Origin of the sequence: Seohaeicola nanhaiensis (assembly GCF_042654245.1) — a bacterium.
Lineage (GTDB): Bacteria > Pseudomonadota > Alphaproteobacteria > Rhodobacterales > Rhodobacteraceae > Seohaeicola_A > Seohaeicola_A nanhaiensis.
This window is the reverse complement of record NZ_JBHSGI010000002.1, coordinates 769451-789910: the sequence shown is the minus strand read 5'-3', so window position 1 is coordinate 789910 and position 20460 is coordinate 769451. Positions and strand designations below refer to the sequence as shown.

Annotated in this window: 22 protein-coding genes; 11 read left to right on the top strand and 11 right to left on the bottom strand. The window is 66.4% G+C overall.

Annotated features, from left to right (window positions below; all coding sequences use genetic code 11):
- Positions 1–34: 34 nt before the first annotated feature.
- Positions 35–1426: a surface lipoprotein assembly modifier gene (locus ACFO5X_RS04015; RefSeq protein ID WP_380715940.1), complete on the bottom strand. Its 1392-nt coding sequence runs from the start codon at positions 1424–1426 to the stop codon at positions 35–37.
- Positions 1398–2291, bottom strand: a complete 894-nt coding sequence (locus ACFO5X_RS04010; RefSeq protein ID WP_380715939.1) for a thymidylate synthase — start codon at positions 2289–2291, stop codon at positions 1398–1400. The genes ACFO5X_RS04015 and ACFO5X_RS04010 overlap by 29 nt, the downstream gene beginning before the upstream one ends.
- A 194-nt stretch (positions 2292–2485) precedes the next feature.
- Here ACFO5X_RS04010 and thyX point away from each other — a divergent pair, with 194 nt between their 5' ends.
- Together thyX and ACFO5X_RS04000 are read left to right on the top strand one after the other, a co-directional pair.
- Complete coding sequence (gene thyX, locus ACFO5X_RS04005; RefSeq protein WP_380715938.1) at positions 2486–3397, top strand: FAD-dependent thymidylate synthase; 912 nt, start codon at positions 2486–2488, stop codon at positions 3395–3397.
- Positions 3384–4172, top strand: coding sequence for a hypothetical protein (locus ACFO5X_RS04000; protein ID WP_380715937.1), 789 nt, complete (start codon positions 3384–3386; stop codon positions 4170–4172). Before thyX ends, ACFO5X_RS04000 begins: the two co-directional genes overlap by 14 nt.
- A 299-nt stretch (positions 4173–4471) precedes the next feature.
- On the opposite strand, the gene ACFO5X_RS03995 is transcribed toward ACFO5X_RS04000, so the two are convergent.
- Complete coding sequence (locus tag ACFO5X_RS03995; protein ID WP_189682902.1) at positions 4472–4678, bottom strand: cold-shock protein; 207 nt, start codon at positions 4676–4678, stop codon at positions 4472–4474.
- Between the two features lie 185 nt (positions 4679–4863).
- Between ACFO5X_RS03995 and ACFO5X_RS03990 the strand changes: the two genes are divergently transcribed.
- Positions 4864–5181 (top strand): arsenate reductase family protein, encoded by a 318-nt coding sequence (locus tag ACFO5X_RS03990; protein ID WP_380715936.1) that lies wholly within the window; start codon positions 4864–4866, stop codon positions 5179–5181.
- A 39-nt stretch (positions 5182–5220) separates the two neighbouring features.
- A complete protein-coding gene (locus ACFO5X_RS03985) occupies positions 5221–5580 on the top strand; it encodes a hypothetical protein (protein ID WP_380715935.1) in 360 nt (119 codons plus the stop codon).
- 3 nt (positions 5581–5583) lie between these two features.
- Here ACFO5X_RS03985 and ACFO5X_RS03980 read toward each other — a convergent pair whose 3' ends face one another.
- The 5 genes from ACFO5X_RS03980 to thrS all read right to left on the bottom strand — a co-directional run bounded on the left by ACFO5X_RS03980 (position 5584) and on the right by thrS (position 10232).
- Complete coding sequence (locus ACFO5X_RS03980) at positions 5584–6072, bottom strand: DoxX family protein (protein WP_380716373.1); 489 nt, start codon at positions 6070–6072, stop codon at positions 5584–5586.
- Between the two features lie 65 nt (positions 6073–6137).
- Positions 6138–6890, bottom strand: a complete 753-nt coding sequence (locus ACFO5X_RS03975) for an HvfC/BufC N-terminal domain-containing protein (RefSeq protein WP_380715934.1) — start codon at positions 6888–6890, stop codon at positions 6138–6140.
- A complete protein-coding gene (gene bufB / locus ACFO5X_RS03970; RefSeq protein ID WP_380715933.1) occupies positions 6887–7726 on the bottom strand; it encodes an MNIO family bufferin maturase in 840 nt (279 codons plus the stop codon). The genes ACFO5X_RS03975 and bufB overlap by 4 nt, the downstream gene beginning before the upstream one ends.
- 55 nt (positions 7727–7781) lie before the next feature.
- Positions 7782–8084: a BufA1 family periplasmic bufferin-type metallophore gene (locus ACFO5X_RS03965; protein WP_380715932.1), complete on the bottom strand. Its 303-nt coding sequence runs from the start codon at positions 8082–8084 to the stop codon at positions 7782–7784.
- A 201-nt stretch (positions 8085–8285) separates the two neighbouring features.
- Positions 8286–10232: a threonine--tRNA ligase gene (thrS, locus tag ACFO5X_RS03960; protein WP_380715931.1), complete on the bottom strand. Its 1947-nt coding sequence runs from the start codon at positions 10230–10232 to the stop codon at positions 8286–8288.
- A 145-nt stretch (positions 10233–10377) separates the two neighbouring features.
- On the opposite strand from thrS, the gene ACFO5X_RS03955 reads away from it, so the two are divergent.
- From ACFO5X_RS03955 to ACFO5X_RS03940, 4 genes are all read left to right on the top strand, one after another.
- Positions 10378–11487, top strand: coding sequence for an alpha/beta hydrolase (locus ACFO5X_RS03955; RefSeq protein WP_380715930.1), 1110 nt, complete (start codon positions 10378–10380; stop codon positions 11485–11487).
- A gap of 62 nt (positions 11488–11549) precedes the next feature.
- Positions 11550–12287: an alpha/beta hydrolase gene (locus ACFO5X_RS03950; protein WP_380715929.1), complete on the top strand. Its 738-nt coding sequence runs from the start codon at positions 11550–11552 to the stop codon at positions 12285–12287.
- Positions 12284–13261, top strand: a complete 978-nt coding sequence (locus ACFO5X_RS03945; RefSeq protein WP_380715928.1) for an alpha/beta hydrolase — start codon at positions 12284–12286, stop codon at positions 13259–13261. Before ACFO5X_RS03950 ends, ACFO5X_RS03945 begins: the two co-directional genes overlap by 4 nt.
- 97 nt (positions 13262–13358) lie before the next feature.
- A complete protein-coding gene (locus ACFO5X_RS03940) occupies positions 13359–13970 on the top strand; it encodes a hypothetical protein (protein ID WP_380716371.1) in 612 nt (203 codons plus the stop codon).
- Here ACFO5X_RS03940 and ACFO5X_RS03935 read toward each other — a convergent pair.
- Both ACFO5X_RS03935 and phaZ read right to left on the bottom strand, forming a co-directional pair.
- Positions 13958–14542, bottom strand: coding sequence for a DUF6151 family protein (locus ACFO5X_RS03935; RefSeq protein ID WP_380715927.1), 585 nt, complete (start codon positions 14540–14542; stop codon positions 13958–13960). The two genes, ACFO5X_RS03940 and ACFO5X_RS03935, sit on opposite strands and share 13 nt — an antisense overlap.
- Before the next feature lie 4 nt (positions 14543–14546).
- Positions 14547–15818: a polyhydroxyalkanoate depolymerase gene (gene phaZ, locus ACFO5X_RS03930; RefSeq protein WP_380715926.1), complete on the bottom strand. Its 1272-nt coding sequence runs from the start codon at positions 15816–15818 to the stop codon at positions 14547–14549.
- Between the two features lie 125 nt (positions 15819–15943).
- Here phaZ and phaC point away from each other — a divergent pair, with 125 nt between their 5' ends.
- Positions 15944–17749, top strand: a complete 1806-nt coding sequence (gene phaC, locus ACFO5X_RS03925; protein ID WP_380715925.1) for a class I poly(R)-hydroxyalkanoic acid synthase — start codon at positions 15944–15946, stop codon at positions 17747–17749.
- A 128-nt stretch (positions 17750–17877) separates the two neighbouring features.
- Entirely contained in the window at positions 17878–18321 is a 444-nt protein-coding gene (locus tag ACFO5X_RS03920) for a phasin family protein (protein WP_380715924.1), read from the top strand.
- Between the two features lie 90 nt (positions 18322–18411).
- On the opposite strand, the gene ACFO5X_RS03915 is transcribed toward ACFO5X_RS03920, so the two are convergent.
- Positions 18412–19404: a GNAT family N-acetyltransferase gene (locus tag ACFO5X_RS03915; protein ID WP_380715923.1), complete on the bottom strand. Its 993-nt coding sequence runs from the start codon at positions 19402–19404 to the stop codon at positions 18412–18414.
- A 108-nt stretch (positions 19405–19512) separates the two neighbouring features.
- On the opposite strand from ACFO5X_RS03915, the gene ACFO5X_RS03910 reads away from it, so the two are divergent.
- Positions 19513–20427, top strand: coding sequence for a LysR family transcriptional regulator (locus tag ACFO5X_RS03910; RefSeq protein WP_380715922.1), 915 nt, complete (start codon positions 19513–19515; stop codon positions 20425–20427).
- The last annotated feature ends 33 nt before the right edge of the window (positions 20428–20460 follow it).

The window sequence follows — 20460 nt, the reverse complement described above, 5'->3', positions numbered from 1 at the left end:
CTAACGCATTCCCGGCCCGCGGCCAGCCCCGGCTTCAGAATTTCGACTGCACGCCCAGCGAGAGCGAAATCTCCCGGCTGGTATACTGGCTGAAATTCGACGTCTTGCGCCCCGCCCGCAGCCGCAGGTTCGGGGCAAACCCGGCATAGTCGAAATCGGGGAAGAACAGCGAGACCTCACCGTAATACGACCGGTCCTCGCGCCGCGTCGGCGGGATCACCCGGCTCAGCCGGAACATCGGGTAATCCGCATATTCCGCGCCCACCGCGGCGGTGATCCGGGCCGGCCCGACCGGTTTCGCCAGCGCATAGCTCGTGCGCACCGAGGCCGAGGAATAGGTGCCGTTGAAATTCGCCGCCTCGGTATCGCGCAGCGCCAGCGACACCGACAGCCCGTCGCCATTGGCCAGCTTGCGGGCATAGAACATCCCCAGCCCCAGCCCGTCCGCATCATTGGTCGGCTGCCGCGCGTCGAACCGATGCTCGACCCGCGCGTTCAGCTGGAACAGGCTCGACGCCCCCAGCCGCCAGTTCCGCTCGCCGCTGATCTGCAGCGTGCGGAAATTGCGCTCCCCGCCATACCAGCTCTCGCCCAGGGCCACATCCACGGCCGCGCTGCCCTTCTTCTCGGGCTCCCCCACGGCAAAGGCATGGTTCAGCGAGACCTCCACATAGGTCGAGCCATAGTCGGAATCCCGCGCCAGCGGCGCCTTGGCCGCCGTCGAAGAGGCCAGTGACACCCGCTGCACATAAAGCCGCCCGTTCAACGTGGTGGCGCTGGTCGGCGAGGCGCGCAGGCGATACCCCGCCGTCGCGTCCAGCGTCGCCACCGTCCCCTCCAGCGCCTGCGAGGCCAGAGGATAATCCGGCGCGATCACGTCGTCGATCACGTTGTAAACCGCCGAGGAGCCGCTGTTGACGTTGTCCGACGGCCGCACCTCGGTGCGCAACGAGAAGGAAAACGGGTTGATCCGCCGCAGCGCCTGATAATCCCGCGCCAGCCGCGTCTCCTGATCGGGGTCGTCGATGTGGATCGCCGCCCGCCGCAGCCAGGCCTGCGCCATCGTCGGCCGGTTCTCCTCCAGAGCAAAGCGCGCCGCCAGCTCGGCCGAGCGGGTCTTGTCCGCCGGCGTCTGCGCGAACCGATAGGCCCGCGTCACCGCCGCCCGCGCCGCCCGCGGGTTGCCCTGCCGCATCTGCGCCGCGGCGACCACATACCAGGCCCCGGTGTCGCGCGGATCCGCCTCGATCAGCCCGCGCGCCAGCCGGATCGCCAGCGCATAATCGCCCCGCTCCAGCGCCGCGCCCGCCACGGCGCGCGCCTGCGGCAGGCTCAGCGACGTATCCTCGCCCCGCGACACCGCCGGCGCCAGGAAAAGGCAGCCGGCCAGCGCCAGATTACGGATTAGGCTGGTTGCACAGCGCATCTTGCCCCGGCGTGCCGCACTTGGGCAGAACGAAGATCCCGTATTCTTCCTCGTTGTCGACCCCGTCGATGTGGTCCTTCACAAAGACCGACCCCGCCACCGCCGACGAATCCTGACCGCCGAAGATGCCGCCATAGGTGCCCTTGTTCTGCAGGTTGATCGAGACCTCGCCGGTGAAGGTGCCTTCGGTCGCGTCGATCGTCGTCGGATCCAGATCCAGCGTCGACAGCGCCGTGCCCCCGTCCACGATGGTCCGTTCGTAGATCGAGCCGTTCACCATGTTGTCCGAGAAATCGGCGTTCACCAGCACCTTGCCGGTCACCTCGGCCGCCTGCACCGGACGGATGTCCGGGTTGGTGCCCGGCGCCACCGGCTTCAGGTCGCCGCCATCGCCCGCCATGTTCAGCAGCCCGACGTAATTGCCGGCATAGCTCACCAGCTGGTTCTCGGAGTTCGACGGCGGCGGGTCGAAGGCGCCGTTCCGGCCATAGACCGTGCCGGCAAAGTAATGCCGGAACTGCCCGCCGGTCACCACCACCGCCGCGCGCGTCCCGTCGATATCCTTGACATAGGCCGTCGTGTGCCGCTGCAGCGAGCTCTGCTGCGCCGTATAGGCCTCGTAGCCGCCGCGGTCGAGGCCCGGCTTGCGTTCGTAGACGACCTCGTAGGGCGTGTTGTCCAGCGACACGCCCCGCACCGTCAGCGTCTGCGCCACCGGGTTGTAGGTCACCCCGTCCAGGTCCGAGGCCAGCGCCGCCGGGATCCCGCTGTCGGGCGTCTCGGTATCCGTTCCCGCGAAGGGATTGCCGCCACTGCACGCGGCGAGCGCGGCGCAAGCCGCAATGCTGAGCGAGAACCGCTTCATCTGCCTCAACCCTTGTTTTTTATATCAGGTCTTTGCGCTGCAGACTCCGCGCGGCCCGGTCAAAAGTCAACGATCCCGCGCGCGAAAGCTCCGGAAAGTGGCGAAAGTGTGACCCTGATATGGGGGTTCACAGGGGTGCCGCCCCCATATATTGTGGGGCTTCTCCGAGATTCCCCATCGCAAGGACCGACCCCATGCCGCTCTCGCCCGAACAACAGGCCGAAATCGACGCCCAGCGCGCCACCGCCACGCCCACGCTGCGCGCCGTTGCCCCGGGGATCGAGCAGCATCTCTACATTCCGCGCCCCGTGCTCGACCACGGCTTTGTCCGCGTGGTCGACTACATGGGCGACGACGCCGCGATCTGCCAGGCCGCCCGCGTCTCCTATGGCAAGGGCACCAAATCGGTGCAGAACGACGAGGGCCTCATCCGCTACCTCATGCGCCACTGGCACTCGACCCCCTTCGAGATGTGCGAGATCAAGCTGCACGTCAAACTCCCGGTCTTCGTCGCCCGCCAGTGGATCCGCCACCGCACCGCCAATGTGAACGAATATTCCGCCCGCTATTCGATCCTCGACCGCGAATTCTACATTCCCGCACCCGAGCACATCAATTCCCAGTCCAAGGTCAACAACCAGGGCCGGGGCGAGCTGCTCTCCCCCGAGGACTCCGCCCGCGTGCTCGACATGCTCAAGGCCGATTCCACCCGCGCCTACGACAATTACGAAACCATGATCGCCGAGGACGGCATCGGCCTCGCCCGCGAACTCGCCCGCATGAACCTGCCCGCCAATATCTATACCCAATGGTATTGGAAGGTGGATCTGCACAACCTCTTCCATTTCCTCCGCCTGCGCGCCGACGCCCACGCGCAATACGAAATCCGCGTCTACGCCGACGCCATCTGCGAAATGGTCGCCGACTGGGTCCCCTTCGCCTACAAGGCCTTCGAGGACTACCGCCTGGGCGCGGTGACCCTGTCCGCCCAGATGGTCGAAGCGATGCGCCGGATGCTGAAAGGAGAGGAGGTCACGGCGGAGAATTGTGGTATGAGTGCGCGGGAGTGGCGGGAGTTTCAGGGGGTTGTGGATGGGGCAAGCTAAAACTCGCCTAGCAAGAACGCAGGAAGCTCACCCATTCTGCTGTTTTTGTGGCGGCACAGTGGCAACTGAAACAATTGAGCACGCTCCGCCGAAAGTTTTCTTTTTGAAAAAGCAGAGGCTTAAGGGTTTGGAATTTCCTGCTTGCGCCCGCTGCAACAACGGGAGCTCGCAGCTTGATCAAGTAGCTGCCTTTGTCGCGATCTCCATGGCGGGCATTCTGGATTACGATAATGAAAGCCCATACTGGAAAAAGCTCGCCACGGGTGTCAGGAATAACACTCCTGAGGTAGTGAAATATATGGGCGTTCCAGGTAGTCATCACCTTCTAAGAGTGAAAGGTCGTCTTCGCGAAGTGGTTCGCATAAAGTTAGACCCGCGCCTGTTGCAAGATTTCATACATCCTTGGGCGGCAAAACAGATGTATGCTTTGTGGTATGCTCATGCGGGATTTGCATTGGGGAAAGATGCACGAGTATTTGTGCGATTATACACCAACGATAAAATTATCCAGTCAGGAGTTCCGGATGAGGTCATGAAAGACCTTGGATTACCTCAAACATTAACTCAGGGAAAACTAGAGGCCTCAGGGCAATATTTCTACAGAATAGCAATTAGGGCTGATCTAAATATTGCGAAGATAGTTCTTGGTTTGCATGATAGCTCAATAATTGTTGGAATAATATTTCCGGAGGAAGCCAGAGATAAGTTTACTTCACCGTTTCGCGCTGGTGAGCTATTTCGGACCTCGCCTGATACGGGAATTGTTCCTGTTTGAGCGCAAAATCACCCGTAGGGTGGGCAATCTGCCCACCAATCCCATGCACCCCGCACGACCGGATCCCGTAGGGTGCGTGCTCGGCACGCACCGCTCCACCCCCGGACGGTGCGCGACATCACGCACCCGACCCATCAAAATCCAAACCACATCCTTAACCCAATACCCCGGCCCCCGTCCCAACAGGCACGCAAAGCCTCACCGTCAGGCGGGCGCGGACGCCCACCTGGCTCTCCGGACGGCCACCCGGCAACCGCCGGTGGCGCGGCCCGCTCAAAGGGGCCAGAGCTATCGGGGGATTACTTCAGCTTGAGGTCCGAGGCCATCTGCCGGCCGTCCCGTCCATCCTGCAATTGGAATTCCACCTTCTGATTGTCGGCCAGCCCTGTCAGCCCCGACCGTTCGACCGCCGAGATGTGCACGAACACATCCTTGCCGCCCGAATCCGGCGCGATAAAGCCATAACCCTTCGTCGTGTTGAACCATTTCACGGTGCCCGTCGGCATGTCCCGTGTCTCCCTATTGTTGTCTCGCCGCGGCGTTGGTGCACGGCGATTCGTTCCGCCTGGCGGGCTGTTTCAGGCCCGCCAAAGCCCTTGCAGGATTGCACGAACGCTCAAAAAATCAAGAAAAACGGCGTGCACCCGCCCGGCGGCCGCGATAGCTGTTGCAGGCCAATACCGGAGGGATCATGATAGTATACGGGTTAAGCACCTGCGACACCTGCCGCAAAGCCTTGAAATCGCTACCGGATGCGACGCTTTTCGACGTCCGCGACCGCGGATTCCCGAAGGGCCTGCTAACGCGCGCCCTTGCCGCTTTTGGCAGCGCGCTGATCAACACGCGCTCGACCACATGGCGCTCGCTGCCCGAGTCAGAGCGCACGCGGCCTGCCCTCGAACTGCTCAACGACCATCCGGCGCTGATGAAGCGCCCGCTGATCGACGATGACGGCACGCTGCACCTCGGCTGGACGCCCGAGGTGCGCCAGGCCCTTGGCGCGGCCTGACCGAAGGCTTATGTCGGGCCCGTCAGACGGAGGACGAACATGCGCAACGCGGCACTGGTTCTGGGCATCATCGCCGGGGTTTTCGGGATGATCGTCGGCTTTTTCGGCTATGGCTATACGGTCGCGGCCGAGAACTTCGCCGATTTCACCAGCCAGGTGGACAACGTGCAGGCGATGCGGCTCGCCTCGGTGCTCTCGCCGATGCTGGCCATTGCCGGCGGCGCGATGGCGCGGTCCCGCGCGCTCTGGGGCGGCATCCTGATGCTCGCCTCGGCGGCGGGGATGTATGCGGGCTTCGGCTTCACCTTCTACACCGTCTTCCCGATCGCCTTCGCCGGCCTCGGCGGGCTGCTCGCCATCGCGGCGGGCAAGCCGGACGAGGAAAAGGCTCATTTCTAGCGCTCAGCGCACCCGCAGCCAGCGCGACACCAGCCGGTCCGCCGCCAAGGGTCCGCCGCCCCGGAAGACCAGCACCAGCAGCAGCACGATCCACAGCGCGCGCTGATCCAGGATCGCCCCGCCGGGGTTGGCGTCGAACCAGGCGCCCAGCGTCTTCGTTCCGGTGCCGTGGCCATAGACATCGGTCAGCGTCTGCACCGCGACAAAGACCGCCATCCCCAGCGCGGCGGGCCGGGTGAACAGGCCCAGCACGATCAGTACCGGCAGCACCAGCTCGGCCCAGGTGCCGGCCAGCACCACGGCCTTCTGCAGCTCGGTGGCCTTCGAGACATCATAGTTCAGCGCCTCGGCCACCCGCGGATAGATCTGCGCGAAGGCCCCGGCGCTGGGGCGGATCAGCCCGTTCAGCCCGTCGCCCAGCTTGGTCAGCCCCGAGGTCCAGTAATAGCCCAGCAACACCCCGGCAAAGACCAGCCGCGCTAGCGTCGGCATCAGCGCCGGGGCGATGCGGAACTCGCCATAGGCCGAGAGGCGCAGATAACGGTTGATCAGCCAGATCACGACGCCAGCTCCAGCGCCGTCAGCGCGCCGCCCTGCACCAGCAGGGTCAGGCAGGCGTCGGGTGCGAACCCCGGCGCCTCGGCCTCGGCCACGTCCAGCGCGTCGCCGATGCTCTGCCCGTCCATCAATGCGCCGATCCAGGCCGCGCCGCCGGCGGGCAGCAGATGCGGCACCGGGTCGAAGGCGGGGCGCAGCACCAGCACGTCCTCGGCGCGGGGCAGGGGTTTCGGCGCGCCGTCCTCGGTATTGAACCGCCATATGCCATGCACCGGCCAGTCTGACTGCAGCAGCGCCACCGCCGGCGCAAAGCGCAGCCGCGCGCGCAGCAGCGCCTCGGGGTCGATGGCCAGCCGGTCGGGCGCCATCGGCGGCGCGTCACCGGCGTGATAGGCTCCGCGCAGCGCCAGCTCCAGCCGGGCGACATCGCCGAGATAGCCCAGATGCGCCAGCTGCTCCGTCGCCTCCAGAAATGCCGGGAAGGCCTCGCCATAAAGCCGCATCATGGGCGAGGCTGGGGGATGGGCGCGCAGATACATTCCCGCCAGCCCCTTCATGTTCTCCTCGCCCAGCAACCGGGCGATCACCGGAAAGCCGGACACCAGCGCCTCACTGAGCGACGCCACCACATTGTTGCGATAAACGTCGAACCGCCGCCCGGCGGCCCCGCCATCCGCGTCCAGCACGCCCTCGGGCACCGCCTGCGCCGGGTCGAGCAGCGCCGCGACGAAGCGCGCCTGCGGCAGGGTCATGACACCGCAGCCAGGCAGGCCGCGGCGCGCGCCGCCTCGTCGCGCAGCACGAGCCAGTCCGGCACCGCGTTGTCCCATTCCACCAGCACCGGCTTCGGCCCCGCCAGCGCCAGCACGTGGTCGAGCAGCGCCCAGACCGGATCGGCGACGGGGGCGCCGTGATCGTCGATCAGCAGCGCGCCACCGGCATCCGCCGCATGGCCGCCCAGATGGATCTCGCCCACCGCCCCCATCGGGATCGCTCCGACATAGGCGCGCGGATCGAAGCCCAGGTTGTGCGAGGACACAAAGACGTTGTTCACGTCCAGCAACAGCCCGCAGCCGGTACGCCGCACCAGCTCGGCCAGGAAGTCGGTCTCGCCCATCGTGCTCTCGGCAAAGGCCAGATAGCTCGACGGGTTCTCCAGCAGCATCCGCCGGCCCAGCACCTCCTGCACCTGATCGATGTGATCGGCGACGCAGGCCAGCGTGGCGGGCGTATAGGGCAGCGGCAGCAGGTCGTTCAGATAGGCCCCGTCATGGGTCGACCAGGCCAGATGCTCGGAAAAGCTGGCCGGGTTCAGCCAGCCGACCAGATGTTTCAGCCGGGCGAGGTGACCGGCATCCAGCGGACCCTCGCCGCCGATCGACAGGCCGACGCCATGCACGGAAACAGGAAACCGCTCGGCCAGCGCGCGCAGCTGCGCCAGCGGCCGCCCGCCGTCGCCCATGTAGTTCTCGGCATGGATCTCCAGCCATTCCACCGGCCCGGCCTCTGCCAGGATCGCGGCGAAATGCTGCGCCTTGAAACCGACGCCGGGGGCAGGGGGCAGGGAAGAACGGCTCTGGTCAAGCATCGCGTCACCGGGCGGGAAGAACGCGGCGAGCCGACCGGCCCGCCGCAGGGGGCGCTTACGCCGGCGTGTCGCGCTCGAGCGCCTTCAGCGAGCCCTTGCGCGGGGTGCCATCGGCCATCGCCGGCAGCTCCATGGATTCGCAGGTGCCGGCATTGACCAGCTTCCAGGCGTTGCCCTGATAATCGGTGGTCGAAGTGCCGGCGCAGGTGGTGCCCGGACCGGCGGCGCAGTCGTTCTGCCCGGCCAGCGCGACGCCAAAGCACTTTTCCTTGGACTGGGCGCTGGCGGTTGTCGCATGTGCCCCGAGGGCGGCGGCCACGGCACTGGCAACGGCGAGAGATTTCAAAGTGGTCGACATGGGTCCTCCGGTTGGTTGGTGATCGCAGTCTACAACGTGCGGCCTCCCGAAACCATATCGCGCCGCGACCCTGCGACACGCTCACAGCGGCGTGAGTAACAAAGCCGTCAGACCGCGTTATGAAAACGGCGCCCGAAGGCGCCGCAGGTTACAGAATGGCCGTGCATTCCGCCGCGCGGGCAACCCCGCACGGCGGAAATGTTACAGCAGGTCCGGCGGCGTCGCCTCGCGCGACAGCGCGGCCACCACCTCGTCCAGTGCCGAGACGGTCGAGGCCTTGTCGCCCAGACGCCGTACCGAAACCGTGCGCTCCTCCACCTCGCGGTGGCCCACGGCCAGGATCACGGGAACCTTGCCGACCGAATGCTCGCGCACCTTGTAGTTGATCTTCTCGTTGCGCGTATCCGCCTCGGCCCGCACGCCCGCGGCATTCAGCGCGGCCACCACCTCGGCGACATAGTCATCCGCATCCGAGGTGATCGAGGCAACCACCACCTGACGCGGCGCCAGCCACATCGGCAGCTTGCCGGCCCAGTTCTCGATCAGGATGCCGATGAAGCGCTCGAACGACCCCAGGCAGGCGCGGTGCAGCATATAGGGCCGGTGCTTGGCCCCGTCCTCGCCGATGTAATTCGCCTCCAGCCGCTCGGGCAGGTTCGGGTCCACCTGGAACGTCCCGCACTGCCAGACCCGCCCGATCGCATCGGTCAGCTTGAAATCCAGCTTGGGCGCATAGAAGGCGCCTTCGCCCGGATCCAGCGTATAGGCATGGCCGGTCTTCTTGATCGCCGCCTCCAGCGCCGCTTCCATCCGGTCCCAGCTTTCCTCGGTCCCGACCCGCTTTTCGGGGCGCGTGGCGAACATGATCTCGAACTTGTCGAACCCGAGGTCCTTGTAGACCGACGATAGGAACTGGATGAACCGCGCGCATTCCTCCTCGATCTGATCCTCACGGCAGAAGATATGCGCGTCATCCTGCGTGAACCCGCGCACCCGCATGATCCCGTGCAGCGCGCCGCTCGGCTCATACCGGTTGCAAGAGCCGAACTCGGCCATCCGCAGCGGCAGGTCGCGGTAGGACTTCAGGCCCTGGTTGAAGATCTGCACGTGGCAGGGGCAGTTCATCGGCTTCAGCGCGTTGATCGTCTTCTCGCGCGCATGGTCCTCGTCCACCTCCACGATGAACATGTTGTCACGATAGTTCGCCCAGTGGCCCGACTTTTCCCACAGGGTCCGGTTCACCACCTGCGGCGTGTTCACCTCGACATAGCCGCCGGCCCGCTGCTTGCGGCGCATGTAATCCTGCAGCGTCGTGTAGATGGTCCAGCCGTTCGGGTGCCAGAACACCTGGCCCGGCGCCTCTTCCTGCATGTGGAACAGATCCATCTCGCGGCCCAGCTTGCGGTGGTCGCGCTTGGCGGCCTCCTCCAGCATGGTCATATGCGCCTTGAGATCGTCGCGGTTGCGGAAGGCCACGCCGTAGATGCGCTGCAGCATCGGGCGCGAGCTGTCGCCCAGCCAGTAGGCCCCGGCCACATGGGTCAGCTTGAATCCATCCGCCGGTACCTGCCCGGTATGCTGCAGGTGCGGCCCCCGGCAGAGATCCTGCCAGTCGCCGTGCCAGTACATGCGGATGTCCTGATCCTCGGGGATGCGGTCCAGCAGCTCCAGCTTGAACGGCTCGCCCTTGCCCCGGTAATACTCGACCGCGCGCGCCCGGTCCCAGACCTCGGTCTTGACCACATCCCGCGCGGCGATGATCTGCTTCATCTTCGCTTCGATCTGGCCCAGATCCTCGGGCGTGAACGGCTCGGCCCGGTCGAAATCGTAGAACCAGCCGTAATCGCGCACCGGCCCGATGGTCACCTTCACGTCCGGCCAGATCTCCTGCACCGCGCGGGCCATGATATGGGCCAGGTCATGCCGGATCAGTTCCAGCGCGGGGGCCTCGTCCTTCATCGTGTTGATGGCGATGGCGGCATCGGCATTGATCGGCCAGGCCAGATCGTAATGCGCGCCGTCCACCTGCGCGGAAATCGCGGCCTTGGCCAGCGAGGGGGCAATCGACGCCGCCACTTCGGCAGCGGTCACGCCGGCCTCGTACTGCCGGATATTGCCATCGGGAAAGGTAAGGGAAATCTGGCTCATGGCCATGCTCCTCGTCGGTTTGGCGCCCACTGAACGCCCGGTTGCGGGTTATGTGTGCGGGTGATGTGGCAGCGCGCCGCCGGACTGTCAAGCCGCGGCCCGAATACCGCTGGACCCAGTGCCCGGCAGGCCCCAGATTGCCCCCATGACGATTCGCTCCGGTGCCTCCCTTCGCCTTGTGCTGGCGATCCTCCTGCTTGTCGCGGCCTGCTCGCGCCCGCCGGACCTGATCGGCATCGACAACCCCCAGTTCCCGGCGCTCAAGGCCGAGGGCGTGTCGCAGAACACCATCTTCATCGCCACCACCCGCGCCTCCAGCGAACTGGCCGGCACCTTCTTCTCCGACCGCCGCCACGCCGGGCTGAACCTCGCCTCGGTCACGGTCACGGTGCCCCCGGGCCATGTCCCCGGCCAGATCGAGCGCGCCAAACGCCTGCCGCCCGACCCGGGCCGCGACTTCACCGTGGTCGGCCCCGAAGTCTATGACCGCGACAGCGAATTCGTCACCGCGATCGACGCCGCCCTCGCGCAGCGCCCGCCGCAGGACCGCAACATTCTGGTGTTCATCCACGGCTACAACAACACGCTGTCGGACTCGGTGCTGCGCATCGCGCAATTCGTCAACGACACCGGCTTCAAGGGCGTGCCCGTGCTCTTCTCCTGGGCCTCCGCCGGCAAGGTCACGCATTACGTCTACGACCTGAACTCGGCCCTCGTCGCGCGCCCCGCGCTCGAACAGACCTCGGCCCTGCTGATCCGCACCAAGGCCAGCGGCTTCGACGTCTTCGCCCATTCCATGGGCTCCTTCGTCACGATGGAGACGCTGCTGCGCGCCTCAATCCGCGGCGAGCTTGCGGGCAACAACCGCCTGCGCAACGTCATGCTGGCCGCGCCCGACATCGACATGGACCTGTTCCGCAGCCAGCTCGCCCAGATGAAGGGCAAGCTTGGCAACGTCTTCGTCTTCGTCTCGCGCGGCGACCGCGCGCTCGGCTTCTCCCGCCGCATCTCGGGCGGCGTGGTCCGCGTCGGCGCCGCCGATGCTGCCGAACTTGAAGGGCTGGGCGTCACCGTCATCGACCTCTCGCTGATTTCCAGCGACACCACCCACGACAAATTCGCCAATTCCCCCGCCGTGGTGCAGCTGATCGGCCAGAGCCTCAACAAGGACAATTTCGAGGACAAGCCCGGCACGCCGACCCTCGTGGAGGTCGTGCGGGGCATTCCGATCCTGCGCGAGCTGGTCGTCGACTAGGCATCCCTGCTTGCCGGAAGGCGGGCGGCGTGGTCTAGTCGCGCCGAATACCGGAGCCGCGCATGACCGCCTATCTCGACACCCCCCAGGGCCGCCGCATCGCCTATAACCGCGTGGCCGGGGGCGGGCCGACCGTCGTCTTCCTCGGCGGGCTCAAGTCCGACATGGAAGGCACCAAGGCCGTCCATCTCGACACCTGGGCGCGGGGGCAGGGCCGCGCCTTCCTGCGCTTCGACTACTCCGGCCACGGTCAAAGCGGCGGCAGCTTCGAGGACGGCTGCATCGGCGACTGGCACCAGGACACGCTCGCCGCCATCGACGCGCTGACCGAAGGCCCGCTGGTCGTCGTCGGCTCGTCCATGGGCGGCTGGCAGTCGCTGCTGCTGGCCCGCGCCCGGCCCGGCCGCATCCGGGGTCTTGTCACCGTCGCCGCCGCGCCCGATTTCACCGAGGACGGCTGGTGGGCCTCCTTCACCGACGCCCAGAAGGCGCAGCTTGAAACAACGGGCCGCGTCGAACTCCCCTCCGACTATATGGAGCCCTATGTCGTCACGGCCCGCATGGTCGAGGACGGCCGCGCCCACCTCGTCCTGCGCGATCCCCTGCCGCTGCCCTTCCCCGTGCGCTGCCTGCAGGGCACCGCCGACACCGCCGTCAGCACCGAAACCGCCCTGCGCCTGCTGAACCACGCCGACTGTCCCGACATGCGCCTCACGCTGGTCAAGGACGCCGATCACCGCTTTTCCGACGGCCCTTGCCTTGCGCTGATCGAAGCCGCGGTCGCCGAGCTCGCCGGATGAAACGCACGGCGGCCCGCCTGCTCGCGATCCTCGCCGCCGCTGCCGTCCTGCTCTGGATCTTCGGCCCCTACGAACCGGTCGAGCTGCACGCCGCATTCGACCCCGCCCGGTTCTCCGAAGACGTGCCCGCCTATTTCGCCGCACGCGAGGCCGCCGTTCCCGACATCCGGCCCGGCACCGAGAAACGCGTGATCTGGGCCGGCGCGCCCGGTGAAAAGACCGGCGTGGTCGTGGTCTACCTCCACGGCTTCTCGGCCAGTTCCGAGGAAATCCGCCCCGTCCCCGACCGGATCGCCCAGGCGCTGGGCGCCAATCTGGTCTACACCCGTCTCGCCGGCCACGGCCGCACCGGCCCCGCGATGGCCGAACCCGCCATCGCCGACTGGACCCGCGACACCGCCGAGGCGCTGGCCGCCGCGCGCATGCTCGGAGAACAGGTGGTGATCGTCGCCACCTCCACCGGGGCCACCCTCGCCGTCGCCGCCGCGATGGACCCGGTGATGTCGCAGGACGTCGTGGCCATGGTCCTTGTCTCGCCCAACTTCGGCATCAACAGCGCCGCCGCGCCGCTGCTGACCTTTCCCGCCGCGCGCCACTGGCTGCCGCTCATCGCCGGCCGCACCCGCGACACCCGCCCCGACAGCGACGAAGAGGCACGGTTCTGGACCACCAGCTATCCCTCCGTCGCGCTCATGCCGATGGCGGCGCTGGTGCAGGAGGTGCGCGGACTCGACGTCTCGCGCATCCCGATCCCGGCGCTGTTCTGGTTCTCGCCCGAAGACCGCGTCGTCCGCCCCGATCTCACGCAGGACATCGCCCGGCGCTGGGGCGGTCCCGTGGCGGTGCGTCTGGTCACGATGGGGCCGGGCGACGATCCCAATGCCCATGTGGTCGCGGGCGCCATAAAATCGCCCGGCCAGACCGATCTTGCCGTTACGGAGATGACCGCATGGCTGAAGAACCACCTCGACTAGCCCTCGCGCAGCGCGTCAGCCTGATCACCCCCGGCGCGCCGCTGTCTGCGAAAGGCGAATTCCGCTGGAACGGCTACCCGTGAGGACACCCGCCAGCATGTGGAGCCTCGAGACGCTGGGCCGCACCCGCCTCTCGCGCCACTTCTACCTGCGCGACTTCCTCCACTCCGAAATCTCGGCCTTCCACGGCATCCCCAACATCCCCGAAGACCCCGACCGCACCATCGCCCACGGCCGCGCCCTTTGCGAAACCCTGCTCGACCCGCTGGAAGAGACCTTCGGCCGCATCGCCATCCGCTCGGGCTACCGCTCGCCGACGCTCAACGCCTATGGCAATGCCAACCGCCTGAACTGCGCGCGCAACGACAATCCGCTCGAATGTCACATATGGGACCGTCCGGGCGCCCCCATCGCAGGGGCCTCGGTCGTCATCCCCTGGTTCGCCGACCGCTATGCTGAAGGAAGGGACTGGCGCCACCTCGCCTGGTGGTTGCACGACCACCTCGCCTATTCCGAGATCTGGTTCTTCCCGAAACTCTGCGCCTTCAACCTGGTCTGGCGCGCCACGCCGCTGCGCCGGATCGACAGCTACATAGCCCCGCGCGGCACGCTGATCGCCGCAGGGCAGGCGCCGGGCACGCCGCTGCCCGACCGGCAGGCGGCCTATGCCGATTTTCCGCCCTTCCGGGGCATCGGCTATCCGGCCTGACCCATCGCCGCCGCGCGTTCCTCGCGGCTCAGCACGCGGGGCTGTGCCACCGGTTCGCCGGTCGCGATGTCAAAGAACGGCGTCTGCTTCCACCGCCCCGACAGCCGCGCCGCCGCCATCCGCTGGAACAGCCGCAGCGCCATGCCGCCCGCGCCCTTGTGATGCTGCTGACCGTCCTTGCCGCGCTTGAAGGCCGTCATGCGCACCTTGCCCACCTGCGTCGGATCGGCCAGCCGGTCGACCACCAGCGTTGCAAAGGGCAGGCCGGGCTTGCGCAGCGTGATGAACAGCGGGGCATTGCAGCAGGCCGCATACCAGCGCAGCGGCCCCTTGGGTGTCAGCTTCAGCACCGCAAGGTTTTCGGCCCCACGCGTGAAATGCACCGCATCCGGCGAGGTCTGGAACAGATGCACCCCGTTGGGGCGCGGGTCGCCGTGGCCCAGGTGAACCTGAAACGCCCGGCAGCTGTCGCAGAAGCACTCGATATGCGTCCCGCCCGAAGGCGACAGATCGTCGATGGTCCCGGCAAGGCGGCCACAGGTGCAGGAAAATGCGCCCGGGCCGCCCGCCATGATCTCAGGCCGCGTTCTTGTTCGCGGCCTTGCGCGTCGCCGGCTTGCCGCTGTTGGCGTCGATGAAGTTCAGCACCAGCGGCCGGATGTTGTCGCGCCAGGATTTCCCGGCGAAGATGCCGTAATGGCCCGCGCCCGGCTCCAGATGGCTGGCCTTCTTGCTGTCCGCCAGCCCGGTGCACAGGCCCAGCGCCGCGATGCACTGCCCCGGCGCGGAGATATCGTCCTTCGCGCCCTCGACCGTCATCACCGCCACGCTGTCGATCTTGCCGATATCGACCGGCTTGCCCTCCACGACAAAGGCGTTCCGCGCGATCTCGCGGTTCTTGAAGATCCGCTCCACCGTCGACAGGTAGAACTCGGCTGTCATGTCCATGACCGCCAGATATTCGTCATAGAACCGGTTGTGCGCGTCGTGGTCGCCCGCCTCGCCCCGCGCGGCGCGCAGGATTTGCTCGTTGAAGGCGGTCGTGTGGCGCTCCGCGTTCATCGACATGAAGGACGCCAGCTGCAGCAGCCCCGGATAGACGGCCCGCCCGACGCCCTTGTATTTGAACCCGACGCGCTGGATCATCGACTGTTCCAGCTGCCCCATCGTCACCCGCCGGCCAAAGTCGGTGACGTCGGTGGGGGTGGCGTCCGGATCGACCGGCCCGCCGATCAGCGTCAGCGACCGCGGCTGCGCGGCCGGATCGGCCTCGGCCAGATAGGCGGTCGCCGCCAGCGTCAGCGGCGCCGGCTGGCAGACCGCGATCACATGTGTGTCCGGCCCCAGCTCGCGCATGAAGTCGACCAGATACAGCGTATAGTCCTCGACATCGAACTTGCCCGCGCTCACCGGAATGTCGCGCGCGTTGTGCCAGTCGGTGATATAGACCTCGCAGTTGACGATCAGGCTCTTGACCGTCGAGCGCAGCAGGGTGGCGTAGTGCCCCGACATCGGCGCGACCAGCAGCACCCGGCGCGGCTGGACCGGACGCCCGACCACGCGGAAGTGGATCAGGTTGCCGAAGTCGCGCTCCAGCACCGTGTCGATCTCGACCAGGTGGTCCTTGCCGTCCTCATGGGTATAGGTCCGGATGCCCCAGTCGGGCTTGGCGACCATCCGCTTGAAGGACCGTTCGGTCACTTCGCCCCAGGCCGCCATCCATTGCACCGCGGGATGCGGCACCATGCTCAGCGCCGGATAGGACGCCAAAGCCTTGGCCGACGCTCCCATCCACTGGTTTGTGTTGCGGAACGTCTCCATCAGATCATAGGATGACATCATGCGCATTCGGGTCTCCTGCGATTTGTCACAGCCCGCAGGACGATCCCGCGCACCGGACCATTCGTCGCTTTGCCTCCCGAAAGCGGCGACGATATTCTGCGTAGCAGCATATTTACGAGGTAATCGTTAAGATGACAACCAGCCAAGATGACAACACCCAGATTTCGACGGAACACCTCGAACGTCTGACTGCCAATCTTGGCAAAGTTGAGGAATTGTCCAAGCGTCTTGTGGACGTGATGGCCCACAAGAGCGGGCACAATCCGGCGCTCGACGCCCCGAATCAACAGCTTTTCGCCAATGCCGCCGCCGCCTACTGGAACGAGGCGATCAACAACCCGGCCAAGATCATCGAACAGCAGGTCGCCTATTGGGGCAAGACCGTCACCCATTTCGCCGAGGCGCAGCAGGCGCTGGCCCGCGGCCTGCTCGCCGCGCCCGAGGATCCGGGCCCGAAGGATCCCCGCTTCAAGAACCCGCTCTGGGACACGCATCCCTTCTTCAACTTCATCAAGCAGCAATACCTGATCAACGCCAAGGCGATCCAGGATGCCGTCGCCTCGGTCGAGGACATGGACGCGAAGGAGAAAAAGCGCCTGACCTACTTCGCGCGCCAGATCGTCGACCTGATGGCGCCGACCAACTTCCTCGGCACCAACCCCGATGCGCTGGAAAAGGCGCTGGCCACCGACGGCCAGTCGCTGGTCGCCGGGCTCGAAAACCTCGTCAACGATCTCGAGGCGAACAACGGCGAACTCGTCGTGCGCCTTGCCGACGAAACCGCCTTCGAACTCGGCAAGAACATCGCCACCTCGCCGGGGCAGGTGGTCTACCGCAACCGTATGATCGAGCTGATCCAGTACGAACCCGCCACCGAGAAGGTGCACGAGATCCCCATCGTGATCTTCCCGCCGTGGATCAACAAGTTCTACATCATGGACCTGAAGGCCCAGAACAGCCTGATCAAATGGATCACCGAACAGGGCTACACGCTCTTCGTGGTCAGCTGGGTGAACCCCGGCCCCGAACATGCCGAGGTCGGCATGGAGGATTATATCGAGGACGGCTACCTCGCCGCCTTCCGCGAGGTGAAGTCGATCTGCAAGGTCAAGCAGGTCAACGCCGTCGGCTACTGCATCGCCGGCACCACGCTGGCCCTCGTGCTCTCGCTGCTGAAACAGAAGGGCGACAAGACCGTCAAGTCCGCCACCTTCTTCACCGCGCTCACCGATTTCTCGGAACAGGGCGAATTCACCCCCTTCCTCAGCGACGATTTCATCGACGGGATCGAGGCCGAGATCCAGGCCAAGGGCTATCTGCGCTCCTACATCATGGCGCGCACCTTCTCGTATCTGCGCTCCAACGATCTGGTCTACGGTCCGGCGATCCGCAGCTACATGCTGGGCGAAACGCCCCCCGCCTTCGACCTGCTGTTCTGGAACGGCGACGGCACCAACCTGCCCGGCAAGATGGCGGTGCAGTATCTGCGCGGCCTCTGCCAGGGCAACAAGCTGGCCGATGGCGGCTTCGACCTGATGGGCCACACCCTGCGCCTCTCGGATGTCGACGTGCCGGTCTGCTCGATCGCCTGCGAGACCGACCACATCGCCGCCTGGAAGGACTGCTATCGCGGCGTCCAGCAGATGGGCGGCAAGGACCGCACCTTCATCATGACCCAGTCGGGCCATATCGCCGGCATCGTCAACCCGCCCAGCAAGAACAAATACGGCCATTACACCAACGACGACATGACCCTCGCCCCCGCCGACTGGCTGGCCGGGGCGGAGTTCCACGAAGGCTCGTGGTGGCCGCGCTGGAACGACTGGCTCAAGACGCGCTCGGGCAACCAGATTCCGGCCCGCGCGCCAGGCGATTCGGACCATCCCGCCCTGGCCCCCGCCCCCGGCACCTATGTGAAGGCCAAGCCAAAGGGCTGACCGGGAAGGGAAAAAGAAATAATGCTGCATTGCAGCAAGAAGGACTTGAAATGCTGCGCCGCAGCATGCATATTCCTCTCAGCACAACACGGCGCGGGATGGTCCCGCCGAACAAGAGGAAAACGACAATGGCCAAGACTCAGGATTTCACCACCGTCATGAAAGACTTCATGGGCGCGTTCCCCGTCGACACCAAATCGTTCGAAGGCGCGTTCAAGACCACCGCCACCCTGAACGAGAAACTCTCGGGCGTCGCTCTGGAAGCCGCCGAGAAATCGGCTGACATCTCGACCAAATGGACCAAGTCCACCCTCGCCAAGCTGGGCGAGCTGGCCAAGGCCAAGTCCGAGCCCGCCGACTACGCCAAGGCAATGAGCGATTTCGCCTCCGCCTCGGCCGAAGTTGCCGCCGAATACATGGCTGCCTACGCTGAAGTCGCCAAGAAGGTTCAGATGGACACCGTCGAACTGATGATGGCAGCCGGCAAGGACCTGACCGAGGACGCAACCGCCGCGGTCAAGAAAGCCACCACCGACGCGACCGCAGCTGCCAAGAAGGCCGCTGCTCACTAAGGAATGACGCGATACTCGTGCCAATCCTCCCAACGGCACAATCGCGCGGGCGGACCGAAAGGTCCGCCCTTTCTTTTTGCGCCTCCCCGCTCAGCGCCTGATCGACCAGACCATCGCGGTCTCGTACCCGGCCGCTTCCAGCATCGCGATCTTCGACCGCCACCCCGCCGGGCAGACCACGAAGACCGCGCCGACGCCGCGCGCGGCAAGGGCCGCCTCCGCAGCGCGCAACAGCGCTGTCGCGCCACTCCCGCTTTCATCCAGCGTCTCCACATCCGCCAGCTCCCGGTGGTAATAGTCATCGATCACCCCCGTCCCGCGAATGTCATGCGCCGGCGGGAAATGCAGCCGCGACGCGGGCTGTGCGATGGCATAGCCCGACAGCTCCCCCTCCGGCCCCATCACCAGCATGTCCCGGTCGCCCAGCGTCAGACTGCGCCTCATCCAGGCCGCGAACCGCACATCTGCCTCGGGATGGCGCTCCCAGAAGAGGTCGATCTCCGACAGGATCCGCTTGTTCTCGGCCGCCAGCGCGACGATGCCCGCGATATCCTCCGCCCCGGCCGCCCGGATCCCCGGCGACGCCTCCGCATCCCCCGGATCGGAGCGCGACAGATACAGCGTCAGCGCCGCATAGCCGCGTGCCTGCAACCCCGCCTGCCACGCCGCCCCGGTCACATGCGTGGCCAGCAGGATCCGCGCCCCGGCCTCCCGCAACGCCTGTTCCGCCGCCGCCACCAGCGCATCGACCGTGCCCTCCGGCGCGCCCGGCACCACCGCGCTGTCCGCCAGGATCAGCCCCGGCTCGCCCTGACGCCCCGCATAGATCGGCGGCACCGGCAGCAGCATCGCATGCACCACCCCCGTCACCCGCCCGTCTTCCTCGCTCAGCCGCCAGAACTGCCGCACCGGCTGCGGACCGTCGCCCAGCGCCGCCCGCAGCGCCGCCTCGACCTGCGCCGGCGCATCCCCGGCCATGCGCCACAGGATCGGATCCACCGCATGGCGCGCCTCGGCGTCCTGCATCAGGATCGCGACAAGGGCGGGGATATCCTCGGGTGTGGCGGCACGAACGGTTGGCATCTTTCGGCTCCTTGCTGACCTGCGCCCTGTATCGGGCCCCGCCGGGGGTTTGACAAAGCAGGATTCCTGCTCCAGCGTTCAGAAAATCTAACGCCTCAGGCCCGCCGCATGACCCGCATCAACCTCAACGCCCTGCACATCTTCGCCGCCGTCGCCCGCCACGGCAACCTGCAACGCGCGGCCGAAGAGCTGAACCTTACCCGCGGCGCGGTCTCGCAGCGGCTGAAACAGCTCGAACTCGACCTCGGCGTCGTGCTGGTCGAACGCCACGCGCGCGGCGTCACCCTCACCTCCGCCGGCGAGCGCTGCCGCACCGCCGTCGACGCGGCCATGACCACGCTCGACGCGATGGTGCAGGACCTCGGCGCCGGGGCAGGGCAGGTCACCCTGCACCTCGGATCTTCCACAGCCGCGAAATGGCTGATGCCGCGGATGGCCGATTTCGCCGCCCGCTTTCCCCGCGTCTCCCTCACGACCGAGGTTCATACCCGCCTCCTCTCCCGCGATCTGGCCCGGAACGAGATCGCGATCTGGCCGGGCCGGTCCACCGACCCGACCCCCTTCCGCACCGCCAGGGCACTGACCCCGATCCGCCTCGTCGCCGTCGCCAGCCCCCGCTTCCCGCGCCCTGCCGGCCCGCTCGACTTGGAAACGCTGCTGACGCTGCCCCTGCTGCAGGACGCGCACCGCCGCTGGGAACGCCTCATCGCCGCCACCGGCCATCGCACCCGCCACCGGATCCTGAACTTCGACCGCTCCGCTCTCGCGCTCGACGCGGCGATCGGCGGCCACGGCGTCGCCATCGCCCCGTCCTATCTGGTCGCCCATGACCTTCAGGCGCAACGTTTGGCCCCGCTCTGGCGCAGCCCCGACCCGCCCGAAGAGCATCTCTTCGTCTCCTGGTCCGACGTCCATGGCGCCCAACCCGAGGTGCGCCGCATCGTCGACTGGATCGCCGCCGGCTTCGCCCCGGATCGCCCCCCGGACCCGCAGGCCGCACCGTCCGCAGATCCCCCTGATTAACCAAAAGCACTCTCCGGAAACGCGTGCTTTCTT

Excerpts from the sequence above, each read along its gene's own strand:
- ACFO5X_RS04015 (WP_380715940.1), bottom strand. The coding sequence starts at position 1,426 with ATGCGCTGTGCAACCAGCCTAATCCGTAATCTGGCGCTGGCCGGCTGC.
- ACFO5X_RS04010 (WP_380715939.1), bottom strand. The coding sequence starts at position 2,291 with ATGAAGCGGTTCTCGCTCAGCATTGCGGCTTGCGCCGCGCTCGCCGCG.
- thyX (WP_380715938.1), top strand. The coding sequence starts at position 2,486 with ATGCCGCTCTCGCCCGAACAACAGGCCGAAATCGACGCCCAGCGCGCC.
- ACFO5X_RS04000 (WP_380715937.1), top strand. The coding sequence starts at position 3,384 with ATGGGGCAAGCTAAAACTCGCCTAGCAAGAACGCAGGAAGCTCACCCA.
- ACFO5X_RS03995 (WP_189682902.1), bottom strand. The coding sequence starts at position 4,678 with ATGCCGACGGGCACCGTGAAATGGTTCAACACGACGAAGGGTTATGGC.
- ACFO5X_RS03990 (WP_380715936.1), top strand. The coding sequence starts at position 4,864 with ATGATAGTATACGGGTTAAGCACCTGCGACACCTGCCGCAAAGCCTTG.
- ACFO5X_RS03985 (WP_380715935.1), top strand. The coding sequence starts at position 5,221 with ATGCGCAACGCGGCACTGGTTCTGGGCATCATCGCCGGGGTTTTCGGG.
- ACFO5X_RS03980 (WP_380716373.1), bottom strand. The coding sequence starts at position 6,072 with ATGCCGACGCTAGCGCGGCTGGTCTTTGCCGGGGTGTTGCTGGGCTAT.
- ACFO5X_RS03975 (WP_380715934.1), bottom strand. The coding sequence starts at position 6,890 with ATGACCCTGCCGCAGGCGCGCTTCGTCGCGGCGCTGCTCGACCCGGCG.
- bufB (WP_380715933.1), bottom strand. The coding sequence starts at position 7,726 with ATGCTTGACCAGAGCCGTTCTTCCCTGCCCCCTGCCCCCGGCGTCGGT.
- ACFO5X_RS03965 (WP_380715932.1), bottom strand. The coding sequence starts at position 8,084 with ATGTCGACCACTTTGAAATCTCTCGCCGTTGCCAGTGCCGTGGCCGCC.
- thrS (WP_380715931.1), bottom strand. The coding sequence starts at position 10,232 with ATGAGCCAGATTTCCCTTACCTTTCCCGATGGCAATATCCGGCAGTAC.
- ACFO5X_RS03955 (WP_380715930.1), top strand. The coding sequence starts at position 10,378 with ATGACGATTCGCTCCGGTGCCTCCCTTCGCCTTGTGCTGGCGATCCTC.
- ACFO5X_RS03950 (WP_380715929.1), top strand. The coding sequence starts at position 11,550 with ATGACCGCCTATCTCGACACCCCCCAGGGCCGCCGCATCGCCTATAAC.
- ACFO5X_RS03945 (WP_380715928.1), top strand. The coding sequence starts at position 12,284 with ATGAAACGCACGGCGGCCCGCCTGCTCGCGATCCTCGCCGCCGCTGCC.
- ACFO5X_RS03940 (WP_380716371.1), top strand. The coding sequence starts at position 13,359 with ATGTGGAGCCTCGAGACGCTGGGCCGCACCCGCCTCTCGCGCCACTTC.
- ACFO5X_RS03935 (WP_380715927.1), bottom strand. The coding sequence starts at position 14,542 with ATGGCGGGCGGCCCGGGCGCATTTTCCTGCACCTGTGGCCGCCTTGCC.
- phaZ (WP_380715926.1), bottom strand. The coding sequence starts at position 15,818 with ATGCGCATGATGTCATCCTATGATCTGATGGAGACGTTCCGCAACACA.
- phaC (WP_380715925.1), top strand. The coding sequence starts at position 15,944 with ATGACAACCAGCCAAGATGACAACACCCAGATTTCGACGGAACACCTC.
- ACFO5X_RS03920 (WP_380715924.1), top strand. The coding sequence starts at position 17,878 with ATGGCCAAGACTCAGGATTTCACCACCGTCATGAAAGACTTCATGGGC.
- ACFO5X_RS03915 (WP_380715923.1), bottom strand. The coding sequence starts at position 19,404 with ATGCCAACCGTTCGTGCCGCCACACCCGAGGATATCCCCGCCCTTGTC.
- ACFO5X_RS03910 (WP_380715922.1), top strand. The coding sequence starts at position 19,513 with ATGACCCGCATCAACCTCAACGCCCTGCACATCTTCGCCGCCGTCGCC.